The sequence below is a fragment of the Phenylobacterium sp. genome (assembly GCF_965284355.1).
Classification (GTDB): Bacteria; Pseudomonadota; Alphaproteobacteria; order Caulobacterales; family Caulobacteraceae; genus Phenylobacterium.
Genome location: NZ_OZ260078.1, coordinates 3,836,000 through 3,848,646, shown reverse-complemented (window position 1 = coordinate 3,848,646; position 12,647 = coordinate 3,836,000). Strand labels below are relative to the sequence as shown.

Here is a 12,647-nt window from a genome sequence, read left to right as displayed (position 1 = left end):
CGCGCTCAATACCGCCTCTATGACGTCTGCCGCCGGCGCGACCGGCGCGACGGGCCCAGGCTCCGCCAAGGCCGCGACCGGCGCGGCGGCGGGCTTCGACGCCCTGCTGGCGGCGCTGTTCCCCGTCGGCGCCCAGCCGCCGGCGAGCGACACTCCCGCCAGCCCCGCGGCGACGAACGCGGTCGCACAGACGCTCGTCCCGGCTCTGACGGACGACGCCGAGGACGCTGCGCCGGACGAGCCGTCTGCAGCGACCCCGGAGGTTGCGGGCGACGACGACGCCGTCGCAGCCATGGCCGCCGCCCTGGCGGCGCAACAGTCCGTCACGGCCCCGCCCGCAGAGGCCACCAGCGCCAGGCCGCCGGCCGAACACACCGCGCCCGCGTGGGGCCGCGACAAGGTCAAGGGGACTCCCGCCCAGCCTGCGATCGTGAACGCCAACCCCAACGCCGACCTCCCGGGCAAATCCGAATTGGCGCCGGAAGCCGTCGATGAGAACCCAGCGCCCACGGGCGAGACACCGGACGCCGCGCTGACCCGCGCGCCGGCTCCGGCGTCCGCGCCGCCGCCGCGCTCGGCGTCGCTGCTGCCGACCCCGGCCGCCTCCAACATGCCGACTGCGGTCGAAACCGCCGCACAGGTCGATGTCGCCCCTCCGCCGCCGCCTGTTGTCGCGGAGGACGCTGCTCAGGCGGCCGCCGCCGCCGTGCAGGCCGAAGCGCCGGCCGCCGCCAAGGGCGCGGCCCGGCCGGAGGTTCCCGTTGCCTCGCCGCGCGCCTCGCGCACCGATCGAAAGGGCGGTTCCGAAGCCGAAGGCCGGTCGGACCTGAAGCCGCTCGAAGCCGCCGACAAGCCCGTGCACGCCAAGGCCGTCGACGCCGCGGCCAAGGCCGCCACCACCTCCGACGACGCCCGGCCGCCCGAAACGCTCGACGCCGAGACCGACGTCGCCGCCGAAGGCCCGGACGCCACGCTGGCGGCGGACGCCAAGGCCGCGTCGCAGTCGGCCGCGCCGGCCGCCCACACCACGCACGCGGTCCGCGGATCACCCGAGACCGTCGCCAACCTCGCCGCCCAGATCGTCAAGAAGCTGGAAGGCCAATCCTCCCGGTTCGACCTCGAGCTGAACCCACATGGGATGGGCAAGGTCGACGTGCGCATCGAGATCGGGGCGCAGGGCCAACTGTCAGCCGCCATGATGTTCGACAACGCCCAGTCGGCGCATGAGCTCAAGGCCCGCGCCAGCGAGCTGCAGCGGATGCTGGAGCAGGCCGGCTTCGACCTCTCGGGCGGGCTCTCGTTCAACGTCGCCGACCATGGCCGCCAACAGGGCCAGGCCTGGCAGGACCAGACGGACAACGGCCGCGCTTTCCGCGGCCAGGCCTTCCGAGCCGCTCTTGAAACCGCAGGCGACGCTGACAGCGCCGCGCAAGGCGCGCTGCGCCTGCGCCGGGGCGTCAACGCCGGCCTGGACGTGAGGATCTGACCATGGTCGACGCTGTTTCCTCCACGACCGCCGCCGCCGCTTCCGGCACCGGCCGCGCCCGTCTCGCCGAGAACTTCGACACGTTCCTGTCGCTGCTCACCACGCAGCTGAAGAACCAGGACCCGCTGTCGCCGATGGACTCGACCCAGTTCACCCAGCAGCTGGTCCAGATGACGGGCGTGGAGCAGCAGTTGCTGACCAATGACCTGCTCGAGAAGCTGGTGGCCAACACCGGCTCCGGCATCTCCACCGCGGTCAGCCTGATCGGCAAGGAGGTGCGCGCCGACTCCGACCAGGCTGCGCTCTCGGGCGGCAAGGCCGAGTGGGTCTACAAGCTGGATCGGGCCGCCACCGACGTGAAGGTCGAGGTCCTGGATTCCAAGGGCCGCGTCGTCCAGACGATCGCACCGACCGACAACAAGGTCGGCGAGCACACCTTCAAGTGGGACGGCAAGACCGCCAACGGCTCCACCGCGCCCGACGGCGTCTACAGCCTGCGCGTCACCGCCAAGGACAGCGAGGGCTCAACGGTCCCCACCGGCGTCATCGCCCAGGGCGTTGTGACCGGCGTCCAACAGGTCGACGGCCAGACCATCGTCACCATCAACGGCGCCCAGGTCCCCTGGGAAAAGATCACCCTGATCCGCCAGGCGCCCGAACCGACAACCGACAAGGCCCAGACGACGGCCTCCAACAACAACCCGGACGACGAAGAAACGTCGACCCCAGTGGCGGCCTGACCGGCCGAACCTCCGCAGGACGCGGAACCACTTAAGGAAAAGAACGGAAAAGCATCATGAGCATCAATTCTGCCCTGCTCTCTGGCGTCTCGGGGTTGGTCGCCAACTCGTCGGCGCTGGCGGCGATCTCGGACAACATCGCGAACGTCAACACCGTCGCTTACAAGCGCAACCAAGTGAACTTCGCCAACGTCGTCACCGCCCAGGCGGTGAAGGGCAAGTACTCGGCCGGCGGCGTCCAAGGCATCACCCGCCAGTTCGTGAGCCAGCAAGGTCTGATCCAGTCCTCGGGCTCGGCGACCGACCTCGCCATCTCGGGCGACGGGTTCTTCGTCGTCGCCGAGCGCGGCGCGGGCCTTACGGCGTCGGACTCGCGAACCTTTACCCGCCAGGGCTCGTTCAGCGTCGACGCCGACGGCTACCTCGTGAACGATTCCGGCCTCTACCTGCAGGGCTGGCCCGTGCAGAGCGACGGCTCCTACAATGTGAACCCCTCGGACCTGACGCTGATGAACTCCATCAACGTCAAGAACCTGGGCGCCGCGGTCGCGCCGACGAGTGAGATCGGCGTCAGCGCCAACCTGAACGCCGCTGGCGTGGTTTCGGCCGGCGAAGCCGCCTATGTGAACAACACCGTGGCCTCGATGGCCGACTACGCTGACGACCCGACCACCGGCACCCGGCCCGACTTCGTCATCGAGATGAACGTCACCGACTCCCAGGGTGGCGCGCGCAAGGTCGCCGTCTCATTCCTCAAGGACAACGCCGCCACGGGCAACGTGTGGCACGCGGAAATCTACGGCATCCCCGCCAGCGACTATGACGTCGCCGGTCGCCCCGGCCAGCTGGCCCGCGGCCAGGTGATGTTCAACAACGACGGCTCGATCAACCTGACCAACACCACGCTGTTCGGTGCGGCCGGCGCCACGCCGCAGATCGTGCTGAACGCCTCGGGCGGCGCCCAGCCGAACTTCGCCGACTCCCTCGGCATCGGCGCCCAGACGATCGATCTCGACCTCACCAAGGTCACCCAGTACGCCAAGACCTCGACCGTCAACGCAATCAGCAACAACGGCGCCGGCGTCGGCAACATCGTCGCCATCGAGGTGGACGAGGACGGCATCATCTCGGCGATCTACGACAACAGCCAGATCCGCGAGGTCGCCAAGATCGGCGTCGCCACCTTCCCGAACGCCGACGGTCTGGCCCAGGTCAGCGGCAACGCCTACCGCCCGACCCTGGCGGCCGGCGAGATGACCGTGAAGGAAGCCGGCGTCGGCGGCGCGGGCAAGATCTCTCCCTCCAGCCTCGAAGCGTCCACGGTCGACTTGTCCGCAGAGTTCACGGGACTGATCCAGACGCAGAAAGCTTACTCCGCTTCTTCGAAGATCATCACCACGGCCGATCAGATGCTGGAAGAACTCATCAACATTAAGCGCTAATACTAGACGTTAACCAGCAGCGAAACCTCTGAATGAACTCTACTGTATTAAAATGGTACACGGAGGATCGCTTGGTTAGGCGTTTCTTTACTAAGGCGATTCAGCGGCTGTTAGGAGCCCCGGGCTATGTTGACGCTCAATCAGTGATGGTGAGGCGGTAGAAAGCCCATGCTTCAACAGCAACAGACGCGCACGAACAGCCGCGGCGAAGCGTACGTCATCGGCCCGACCGGCGCGCCGCTGACGAAGAACGATCTTCCGCCGCCCAACACGGGCCGGTGGGTCATTCGCCGCAAGGCCGAGGTCGTTGCGGCGGTCCGCGGCGGCTTGATCAGCCTCGAAGAAGCCCTGGAGCGCTACTCGTTGACGAACGACGAGTTCCTCTCCTGGCAGCGCTCGATCGAACGCCACGGCATGGCCGGTCTGCGTACGACCCGACTGCAACAGTACCGCTAGACCCCCTCCCCAAGGCGCGGGTCTAGATCAACGAACCGGCCGCGCCCCGCACCCTGGGCGCGGCCGGTTTCGTTTGTCAGGACAGCTTCCGCACCAAGATCGTGATCCGCTCGCGCTCGCCCGGCCGGCGCTCGACCAGCAGACGCGCCACCTGGGCGTCGTCGTGGAAAGCGTAGCCCTTGATCGCGTCCAGCAGCGCCTTGGCCAGGTTGTCGAGGTCGAGCCAGGGCGGCTCGCCCACATACTCCATCCCGATCTCGACCGCGTACTCGCCCCAGGCCGGCCGGCTGCCCCGCCAGGCCTTCCGGAAAAACTCGTAGATCAGGGGCTTGTAGTACTTGGCCTGGGTGGTCAGCCCATCCACCGCGATCTCGAGCAGGCCGTCCGCCTCGCGGGCTCGCACCTTGCCGTGCTGGGTCCAGGTCTCAATCATCGAACGACCTCTTAGCGGTCCAGCGGCTTGCAGTCTCCCAGACAGGGGGTAAACGGTGGTGCCGCTGCAAACAGGGGGAATTCCATGACCGCGACCCGCACCGAGACCGACACCTTCGGCCCCATCGAGGTCGCATCCGATGTCTATTGGGGCGCCCAGACCCAGCGCTCGCTCGGCAACTTCAAGATCGGTTGGGAAAAGCAGCCCAAGCCGGTGATCCGGGCGCTCGGCATCGTCAAGCGCGCGGCCGCCGAGGCCAACATGGAGCTGGGCAAGCTCGACCCCGAGATCTGCAAGGTCATCGTGGCCGCCGCCCAGGAAGTGATCGACGGCAAGCTGGACGACCACTTCCCGCTGGTGGTCTGGCAGACCGGCTCGGGCACCCAGTCGAACATGAACGCCAACGAGGTGATCTCGAACCGCGCCATCGAGATGATGGGTGGGGTGATGGGCTCGAAGAAGCCGGTCCACCCCAACGACCACGTCAATATGAGCCAGTCGTCGAACGACACCTACCCGACGGCCATGCACATCGCCGCAGCCGAGGAAGTGGCCCGCTCTGTCCTTCCCGCGTTGGCCCATCTGCACGCCGCGCTGAAGACGAAGTCGGCCCAGTTCGACCACATCATCAAGATCGGCCGCACCCATACCCAGGACGCCACCCCGCTGACCCTGGGCCAGGAATTCGGCGGCTATGCGCACCAGGTCGCGATGTCGGAGCGCCGGGTCCAGGAGACCCTGTACGGCCTCTATGAACTCGCCCAGGGCGGCACGGCCGTCGGCACCGGCCTGAACGCGCCCGTCGGCTTCGCGGAGCTGGTGGCCAAGAAGATCGCCGCCATCACCGGCCTGCCGTTCGTGACCGCCCCCAACAAGTTCGAGGCCCTGGCGGCGCATGACGCGATGGTCTTCAGCCACGGCGCTCTCACCGCGGCGGCCGGCGCCCTGTTCAAGATCGCCAACGATCTGCGCTTCCTGGGCTCTGGCCCCCGCGCGGGTCTGGGCGAACTGGCCCTGCCTGAGAACGAGCCCGGCTCGTCGATCATGCCCGGCAAGGTGAACCCCACCCAGGCCGAGGCGCTGACGATGGTCTGCGCCCACATCATGGGCAACCAGACGGCCATGGCGTTCGCAGGCTCGCAGGGCCACTTCGAGCTGAACGTCTTCAACCCGGTGATGGCCTACAATTTCCTGCAGTCGTGCCGCCTGCTGGCCGACGGCGCGATCAGCTTCACCGACAACATGGTCGCCGGCACCGAGGCGCGCGAGGACAACATCAAGGCCAACCTCGAGCGGTCGCTGATGTTGGTGACGGCGCTCAACGGCAAGCTGGGCTACGACAACTGCGCCAAGATCGCCAAGGCGGCGCACAAGAACGGCACGACGCTCCGCGAGGAAGCCGTCGGCGGCGGCTATCTCACGAACGAGGAGTTCGACGAGTGGGTGCGGCCCGAAAAGATGATCAGCCCGGGCTGACCCTGGACCTCAAGGCCTTCCAGCGTGACGGCGCCCTGCGTCTGCCGGCCCTGTTCGACAGTGCGCGCGTGGAAGCTCTCCGCGAACTTCCGACCTCCGGTCCTGGCGTCCGCCTGCACGATGCGCGCCTCCACGACCTGATCACGCCCGCCACTGAAGCGGCGACCGCCCTCATGCGCGCCCAGGCGCGACCTGTGCGCGCCGTAGTCTTTGACAAGACCGCTGACGCCAACTGGCTGGTGGCCTGGCACCAGGACCGAACGATCTGCGTGGCCGAGCGGGTCGAAGCCGAGGGCTTTGGGCCGTGGTCACGGAAGAACGGAGCGCTGCATGTCGCCCCGCCGGTCAGCATTCTGGAACGCATGGTGACCCTCCGGATCCACCTGGATCACGTCGGCCCGGACAACGCGCCCCTCCGGGCCGCTTTGGGATCGCACTGCATCGGCGTGGTTTCAGCGGCCGATGCCGCGGCCCGCGCCGCAACGTTCGCCCAAGTGGTCTGCCTCGCAGCGGCTGGCGATGTGTGGGCTTACGCGACCCCAATCCTACACGCGTCTGACCGGTCGCGGACGCCCATACGGCGACGGGTCCTGCAGGTGGACTATGCAAGCGCCGACCTGCCGGGCGGCCTCACCTGGGCAGGAGTCGGCTGATGCAACTCGTCCGGATCCAGGACGACCTTCCGGCGGATTTCGCCAGACTGCGTGCGGCGGCCGACGCCGAGGGCTTCAGAGCGCTCGCGCGGCTGGAGGCCGAGTGGGCGCAGGATCAAGACGCCTTCGTGTGCCTGCTGGGGGCGATGGAGGGTGATCGCCTGGTCGCGATCGGAGGGTTGACCCCGGAACCCGAGCTCCCGGGCGAGGCCGCCATGCGCATCCGTCGCCTCTACATCGACCCCGCCGCCCGCCGATCCGGCGTCGGCCGCACGCTCGTGAACGCGCTGCTGCAGGAGGCGCTGGACAGCGTCTCGCTCGTCACGATCAACGCGCGCGATACCCTGGCGCCCGCGTTCTGGCTCGCGCTGGAGTTCGAAGCGGTCGACGGCCGTCCGTGGAGCCACCAGTTCGTCGCCCGCTGACCGGCTTCTAGGCCCGGCGCATCACCGCGAAGTCGGCGAGGTCCTGCAGCGCGGGGCGCCAGCTGTTGGAGCCGTAGTCGGCCAGAGCCGCCTTGGCGCTTTCCGCGTAGCGCTCGGCGAGCGCCAGGGTTTCGTCCAGAGCGCCGGTCTCGCGCATCAGCTCGCGGGCATGGTCGAGGTCGGCCGGCTCCTGCTCGCGGCGGTCGACCGTGCGAACCCAGAAGTCGCGCTTGGAGGCGGCTGTACGCTGCATGGCCAGCAGCAGCGGCAGGGTGACCTTGCCCTCACGGAAGTCGTCGCCGGGGTTCTTGCCCAGGGTGTCGGCATCGCCCGAATAGTCCAGGGCGTCGTCGATCAGCTGGAACGCCAGGCCCAGGTCCTGGCCGAACTTGCGCAGCGCCCGGCAGCGCTCGGGCGGCGCGCCCGCCGAAATCGCGCCGGCCTCGGCGGCCGCGGCGAACAGCTCGGCGGTCTTGGCCTTGATGATCTCGATGTAGACCTCTTGCGTCAGGTCCAGGTCGTGGCTGCGGGTGAGTTGCAGCACCTCGCCCTCGGAGATCACGCGGCTGGCGCGCGCCAGGACTTCCAGCGCCGCCATCGATCCGGCGCCCACCATCAGCTCGAACGAACGCGCGAACAGGAAGTCGCCCACCAGCACGCTGGCCGGGGCGCCCCAGATCAGGTGCGCCGCCACGCGGCCGCGGCGCAGCTCGGACGAGTCCACCACGTCGTCGTGCAGCAGGGTGGCGGTGTGGATGAACTCGACGGCCGCCGCCAGCTTCAGGCAGGCGTCGTCGCGGGCGCCGCACAGGCGCGCCGCGGCGATGGTCAGCAGCGGCCGCAGCCGCTTGGCGGAGCCGGCGATCAGGTGGTCCGCCAGGGCCGGGATCACCGGCACGGGGCTGTCCATGTGCTCGCGGATAAGGGCGTCGACGGCGCGCATGTCGGGACCCGCCAGCTTCAGCAGCAGGTCCAGGGAGGGCGGTGCGGCGACGGCCGGGGCGGCTTCCAAGTCTCAGTTCCTAACTCTCGTGTCGGCGTCTGGGCCCCGCCATCCGCCGTTTGCCGGGACAATGGTGACGCGATAGGGCACGGTCAAGCGACCGCAGCCGAACACGCTCAATCCCTTCTACATCAAGGTCACGCCGGATGGATGCAACGACCGAAGACCGCCTGCTGGACGGGCGCGTGATGCTGCGCCAGCCGGCCCGCGGATACCGCGCCGGGCTGGACGCCGCGCTGCTGGCGGCCACGTGCGACGCCAAGGCCGGCGAGCGGGTTCTGGAGGCCGGCTGCGGCGCCGGCGGCGCCCTGCTGGCCGCGGCTGTCCGGCGGCCTGCCACACGCTTCACCGGCATCGAGCGCGATCCCGCCGCCCTGCGGCTGGCGCGTGAGAACATTGCGCTGAACGGCCTCGACGACCGGGTCGAGGCGGTGGAAGGCGACGTGGCCGTGCGGTTCTCAGGATTGGGCCTGGAGCCCTTCGACGCCGCCTTCAGCAACCCGCCGTTCTTCGACGACGCCGGCGCCCTGCGCGGCCCCGCCCCCGAGCGTCGCGCCGCCTGGATGGCCGACGATGGCCTGGCCGCCTGGATCGGGTTCCTGTCCAAGGCGGTCCGCGAGGGCGGGACGATTACCCTGATCCACCGCGCCGACCGCCTCGCCGACATCCTGGCCCTGCTGGGCGACAAGTCGGGCTCGGTGCAGATCCGACCCGTCCACCCCTTCGCGGACGAGCCCGCCAAACGCGTGATCGTCCGCGCCATCAAGACCGGCAAGGCGCCGCTGAAGCTGCTCCCGCCCCTGGTCCTGCACGACCGCGGCGGCGAAAAGCACCGCCCGGAGGTGGAAGCGATCCTGCGCGGCGAAGCCGCCCTGCCCTGGGGCTAGCCGCCCTTGCCCACGCTCGACAGCTTCGCGCTGTCGGCCAGCATGCGGTCGAGAAGGTCCAGGTCGACCTGGTCGGGCCGGCGGAAGCGGATGCAGCTCTTGCCGGCGTCGAGGCTCTTGAGCTCTTCCTCGTAGGCCGGGTGCACACGCGGGCTCACGTACAGCGAGACATGCTGCTTCTGGCTGTTGAAGGCGAAGACCGGGGCCTCGTCGCCGGGGCGGACGTAGGCCGGCATGCCGTAGCTCATCCGTTCGGCCGCCACGCCGAAGTGCTTCAGGGCGCTGTCGCGGACGGCGCGCAGCACGGCCTCGCGCTTGGGATCGACCTCGGCGAACCAGTCGTCGACGGTGGCGGCCTTGGATTGGACCATCGCTAAATCCCCAGCTCCGCCTTGCAGCTGTCGTCGACGATGTCGTGCTGCTCGGGATGCTTCTTCACCCAGGCCGACATGAAAGGGCATGTGGGGATCACCTTCAGGCCGTTCTCGCGGGCGTAGCCGAAGGCATGCCTGGCCAGCGCGCTGGCGACGCCTTTGCCTTCGAACTCCGGCGGGACCACCGTGTGCGGCAGCACGATGTGGCCGGGCTTCAGGCGGTACTCGGCGAAGGCGGTATGGCCCTCGAGGTTCACCTCGAAGCGATGGGCCTGCGTGTTGTCGGTCACCTGGACGTCAGCCATGCGGCGGCTCCTTCTCTCAACGTCTTCTTGACGGACGCGAGGCCGGTCGCCAAGGTCCGCCGCATTCGGCGCAACCTGCAGCAGAGGAGAGGTTCGTGATGTCGCCCATTGCCCACGCAGCCCTTCGCTGCGTCGCGCCGTCCGCTGCCTAGCAGCGCATCATCCCCGGGATTGGGGATGCCCTGGCGTCGACGCCCCATCGGCATGCTGACCCGAGGACATCTCCATTGTTGATCCAATATGGCTGGAGCCCCGAGCTCCAGGACCAGTTCCAACGTCATGCCGCCCAGGGGCTGATCCCCGGCCGGCTCGTCGTGCAGCAGCGCGGCGGCTATCGCCTGATCACCGAGGACGGCGAGATCGAAGGCCGCGCCTCGGGCACCTTCCTGAAGTCGGCCTCGGATGAGGAACGGCCCACCGCCGGCGACTGGGTCGCCATCGAGGCCCGGCCCGGGGAGACTACCGCCCTCGTTCACGCCGTCCTCCCCCGCACGAGCGCCTTCATCCGCCGCTCGGTGCGCGGCGGCGCCCAGGTGATCGCGGCCAACGTCGACACGGCGTTCCTGGTCGCCTCCCTGAACTCCGACCTCAACCTGCGCCGGCTCGAGCGCTACCTGGCCACCGCGTTCGAGAGCGGCGCCGCCCCGGTGATCGTGCTGACGAAGGCCGACCTGATGGAGGATATCGCGGCAGCCGTCGCCGAGGTGGAGACCATCGCGTCGGGCGCGCCCGTGCTGACGGTGTCGTCGAAGACGGGCGTGGGTCTCGAGGGCATTGCCGCCCACCTCCCGCCTGGGCGCACGGCCGTGCTGCTGGGTTCGTCCGGGGCAGGCAAGTCGACCCTGCTGAACGCCCTGGCCGGCGAGGAACGGATGGACACGGGTGCCATCCGTGAGGCCGACGAGCGGGGCCGCCACACCACCACCCACCGGGAGCTGGTGCTGCTGCCATCCGGCGGGCTGATCCTCGACACGCCGGGGATGCGGGAACTTGGCCTGTGGGAAGCCGACGCCGGGGTCGCGACGGTGTTCGACGACGTGGAGGCGCTGGCCAGCCAGTGCCGCTTCAGCGATTGCAGCCACGTCAAGGAGCCGGGCTGCGCGATCCGGGCGGCCGTCGAGAGCGGCGTGCTGCCCGAAGCGCGGCTGCGCGCCTATGAGAAGCTGCAGGGCGAGCTCGCGCACGAGCGTCGCCGCGAAGACCCGCGTGCGGCGCAGGAGAACAAGAAGCTCTGGGCCTCGCGGCACAAGGCGGCGCGGGCCTGGATGAAGCAGAAGCGGCGGGGACCAGAGGACTAGCGTGCGCAGGGGCGGCGAAATCGCTACTTAGGCCGCGATGTTGCGGATCTCTGAGCTCAAGCTGCCCCTGGACCACGCGCCCGACGCCCTGCCCGCGGCGATCGTCGCGCGGCTGGGCGTGCGGCCGGAGGACCTCAAGGACTGGTCGATCTGGAAGCGAGCGCATGACGCACGCAGGAAGGCCGCGATCCTCAAGGTCTACATCGTCGATGTCGACGTCGCCGACGAGGCGGCGGTGCTGCAGCGTCTGGCCGGCGATCCGCACCTCCGCCCGACGCCGGACACCTCGTACAAGCCAGCCGCCCGCGCGCCGACGACCCAGCGCCTGCGGCCGGTGGTGGTCGGCGCCGGGCCGTGCGGACTGTTCGCCGGGCTGATCCTCGCCGAGGCGGGGTTCAATCCCATCATCCTCGACCGCGGCAAGGTGGTGCGCGAGCGGACCAAGGACACCTGGGGCCTCTGGCGGCGCGGCGAGTTGAACCCGGAGTCCAACGTCCAGTTCGGCGAGGGCGGGGCCGGCACCTTCTCGGACGGCAAGCTGTACAGCCAGATCAAGGATCCGCGGCATCTGGGCCGCAAGGTGCTGACCGAGTTCGTCCAGGCCGGCGCCCCGCCCGAGATCCTGACCGAGGCGCACCCCCACATCGGCACCTTCCGGCTGGTGACCATGGTTGAGAGCCTGCGGGCCAAGATCGAGGCGCTGGGCGGGGAATACCGTTTCCAGACCCGCGTCACCGACGTCGAACTGGAGCGCGCGCCCGATGGCGCCCAGCGCCTGCGCGGCCTGCACCTGCATACCGGCGAATTCCTCGAGGCCGACCATGTGGTCTTCGCCGTCGGCCACTCGTCGCGCGACACCTTCCAGGCGCTCTACGACCGGGGCGTCCACGTCGAGGCCAAGCCGTTCTCGATCGGCTTCCGGATCGAACATCCGCAGTCCTGGATCGACAAGGCGCTGTTCGGACCCTGCGCCGGGCACCCCGATCTGGGCGCCGCGGCCTATTCGCTGTCGCACCACTGCGCCAACGGCCGGACCGTCTACAGCTTCTGCATGTGCCCAGGCGGGACCGTCGTCGCGGCCGCGTCCGAGCCAGGCCGCGTCGTCACCAACGGCATGAGCCAGTATTCCCGCAACGAGCGGAACGCCAACTCGGGCTTCGTCGTGGGGATCACGCCGGCGGACTATCCCGGCGACCACCCCCTGGCGGGCATCGAGCTGCAGCGCGAGCTGGAGAGCCTGGCCTTCACGGCCGGCGGCGGCAACTACGACGCGCCCGGACAGCTGGTGGGCGACTTCCTGGCCGGCCGCCCTTCGACGGCCCTGGGCAGCGTGGTCCCCAGCTACCGCCCCGGCGTGCGGCCGACCGACCTGGCCGCCGTCATGCCGGAGTATGTGATCACCGCGATGCGCGAGGCCCTGCCGGTGTTCGGCCGCAAGATCCCGCGCTACGACGACCCGGAAGCCGTGCTGACCGGGGTCGAGACGCGAACGTCATCGCCGATCCGCATGACCCGCGGGCCCGACTTCCAGAGCCTGAACGTCCGCGGGCTGTTCCCGGCTGGAGAAGGGGCCGGCTATGCGGGCGGCATCCTCTCGGCAGGGGTCGACGGCATCAAGGTCGGCGAAGCCGTCGCCCGCGCGATCGTGGACGCCGCCGTCCCGGCCTGA

At 69.3% G+C, this 12,647-nt stretch carries 14 protein-coding genes; 10 read left to right on the top strand and 4 right to left on the bottom strand.

The window, feature by feature from the left end; all coding sequences use genetic code 11:
• Positions 1–19 precede the first annotated feature (19 nt).
• The 4 genes from ACQ66R_RS18965 (at position 20) to ACQ66R_RS18950 (ending at position 4,124) form a co-directional block, all read left to right on the top strand.
• Positions 20–1,486, top strand: coding sequence for a flagellar hook-length control protein FliK (locus ACQ66R_RS18965; protein ID WP_430424448.1), 1,467 nt, complete (start codon positions 20–22; stop codon positions 1,484–1,486).
• Positions 1,487–1,488: 2 nt separating this feature from the next.
• Positions 1,489–2,226 carry a flagellar hook assembly protein FlgD gene (locus ACQ66R_RS18960; RefSeq protein WP_430424446.1) on the top strand — a complete coding sequence of 246 codons (738 nt, stop codon included), beginning with the start codon at positions 1,489–1,491 and terminating at the stop codon, positions 2,224–2,226.
• Positions 2,227–2,282: 56 nt separating this feature from the next.
• Positions 2,283–3,668, top strand: coding sequence for a flagellar hook protein FlgE (locus tag ACQ66R_RS18955; protein WP_430424444.1), 1,386 nt, complete (start codon positions 2,283–2,285; stop codon positions 3,666–3,668).
• 168 nt (positions 3,669–3,836) lie between these two features.
• Complete coding sequence (locus ACQ66R_RS18950) at positions 3,837–4,124, top strand: DUF1153 domain-containing protein (protein ID WP_293361462.1); 288 nt, start codon at positions 3,837–3,839, stop codon at positions 4,122–4,124.
• Positions 4,125–4,200: 76 nt separating this feature from the next.
• On the opposite strand, the gene ACQ66R_RS18945 is transcribed toward ACQ66R_RS18950, so the two are convergent.
• Positions 4,201–4,557: a RusA family crossover junction endodeoxyribonuclease gene (locus ACQ66R_RS18945; RefSeq protein ID WP_430424442.1), complete on the bottom strand. Its 357-nt coding sequence runs from the start codon at positions 4,555–4,557 to the stop codon at positions 4,201–4,203.
• 84 nt (positions 4,558–4,641) lie between these two features.
• Between ACQ66R_RS18945 and fumC the strand changes: the two genes are divergently transcribed.
• The 3 genes from fumC to ACQ66R_RS18930 are packed head-to-tail and all read left to right on the top strand — an operon-like array spanning position 4,642 to position 7,111.
• Positions 4,642–6,033: a class II fumarate hydratase gene (gene fumC / locus ACQ66R_RS18940; RefSeq protein WP_430424440.1), complete on the top strand. Its 1,392-nt coding sequence runs from the start codon at positions 4,642–4,644 to the stop codon at positions 6,031–6,033.
• The gene (locus ACQ66R_RS18935) at positions 5,997–6,686 is read left to right on the top strand and encodes a phytanoyl-CoA dioxygenase family protein (RefSeq protein ID WP_430424439.1); all 690 of its coding nucleotides are present in this window, start codon (positions 5,997–5,999) and stop codon (positions 6,684–6,686) included. The genes fumC and ACQ66R_RS18935 overlap by 37 nt, the downstream gene beginning before the upstream one ends.
• Complete coding sequence (locus tag ACQ66R_RS18930; RefSeq protein ID WP_430424437.1) at positions 6,686–7,111, top strand: GNAT family N-acetyltransferase; 426 nt, start codon at positions 6,686–6,688, stop codon at positions 7,109–7,111. Before ACQ66R_RS18935 ends, ACQ66R_RS18930 begins: the two co-directional genes overlap by 1 nt.
• Before the next feature lie 7 nt (positions 7,112–7,118).
• Here the strand turns inward: ACQ66R_RS18930 and ACQ66R_RS18925 are convergent, their stop codons facing one another.
• Positions 7,119–8,087: a polyprenyl synthetase family protein gene (locus ACQ66R_RS18925; protein ID WP_430426353.1), complete on the bottom strand. Its 969-nt coding sequence runs from the start codon at positions 8,085–8,087 to the stop codon at positions 7,119–7,121.
• Between the two features lie 173 nt (positions 8,088–8,260).
• Here ACQ66R_RS18925 and ACQ66R_RS18920 point away from each other — a divergent pair, with 173 nt between their 5' ends.
• Entirely contained in the window at positions 8,261–9,001 is a 741-nt protein-coding gene (locus ACQ66R_RS18920; protein WP_430424435.1) for a tRNA1(Val) (adenine(37)-N6)-methyltransferase, read from the top strand.
• Here ACQ66R_RS18920 and ACQ66R_RS18915 read toward each other — a convergent pair.
• Together ACQ66R_RS18915 and ACQ66R_RS18910 are read right to left on the bottom strand one after the other, a co-directional pair.
• Positions 8,998–9,372 (bottom strand): iron chaperone, encoded by a 375-nt coding sequence (locus ACQ66R_RS18915; RefSeq protein ID WP_430424433.1) that lies wholly within the window; start codon positions 9,370–9,372, stop codon positions 8,998–9,000. The two genes, ACQ66R_RS18920 and ACQ66R_RS18915, sit on opposite strands and share 4 nt — an antisense overlap.
• Positions 9,373–9,374: 2 nt before the next feature.
• The gene (locus tag ACQ66R_RS18910; protein WP_430424431.1) at positions 9,375–9,680 is read right to left on the bottom strand and encodes a GNAT family N-acetyltransferase; all 306 of its coding nucleotides are present in this window, start codon (positions 9,678–9,680) and stop codon (positions 9,375–9,377) included.
• Positions 9,681–9,907: 227 nt separating this feature from the next.
• Here ACQ66R_RS18910 and rsgA point away from each other — a divergent pair, with 227 nt between their 5' ends.
• Both rsgA and ACQ66R_RS18900 read left to right on the top strand, forming a co-directional pair.
• Positions 9,908–10,978, top strand: a complete 1,071-nt coding sequence (gene rsgA / locus ACQ66R_RS18905) for a ribosome small subunit-dependent GTPase A (protein WP_430424429.1) — start codon at positions 9,908–9,910, stop codon at positions 10,976–10,978.
• Positions 10,979–11,015: 37 nt separating this feature from the next.
• Positions 11,016–12,647, top strand: a complete 1,632-nt coding sequence (locus ACQ66R_RS18900) for an NAD(P)/FAD-dependent oxidoreductase (protein ID WP_430424427.1) — start codon at positions 11,016–11,018, stop codon at positions 12,645–12,647.